Raw genomic sequence first — 626 nt, forward strand, 5'->3', positions numbered from 1 at the left:
AAGGTTTTTCCCAAGTGCATTACTTAACCTAAACTAAACACAATGGTACTCACAAGACCCGGCAACAAACGGCGCATCGCTGCCCACATATTGCCGCATTTTCCCGAGCACGATTTATACATCGAACCAGTTACCAATTCCCTATGATTGCCATCATCAATGATCTGGGCGAAAGTCTTCAGTTAGACCCTGAGCAAAAACTAGTGACTCAGCAGGCCGTCGCCTGGACTTCAGATGATGAATTGCCCGCTGAATTTTCGTATCCCATCGAAGCTCCGTTAACGGAAGCCAATAAACGATTTGTTGCCCATGGTTACCGGCCAGACAGCGCCCAACCGCGCTATCAAATTACGGTCAATGTTCAAATGGAAGGCGTGCTCTACAGGCGCTGTACATTTTCGTACCGGATCAATGAAGGCAAATTATCGGGCTATCTAAAAATTGACGCGAGTGAATTTTACGACCGTATTCGAAAACTAACGCTGCTGGAGGCCCTTCCTGACATTGTTATGGTCGGTGACGGTTTGGCGAGTAATCCACCTACAGACCTTCAGAGCAGGTTAAAGGCGATTGCCAGTCTGGCTCCAGGCCAGTTTCCCTTTACGTTGTTTCCCATCCGGAATCAG

1 protein-coding gene is annotated in these 626 nt (G+C 48.1%); it reads left to right on the top strand.

The window, feature by feature from the left end:
• Positions 1 to 143: 143 nt before the first annotated feature.
• Positions 144 to 626, top strand: a 483-nt coding sequence (locus ACYVE4_RS34080; RefSeq protein WP_461044900.1) for a hypothetical protein, incomplete at its 3' end; no start/stop codon positions are given.

It is taken from the genome of Spirosoma harenae, assembly GCF_054776975.1.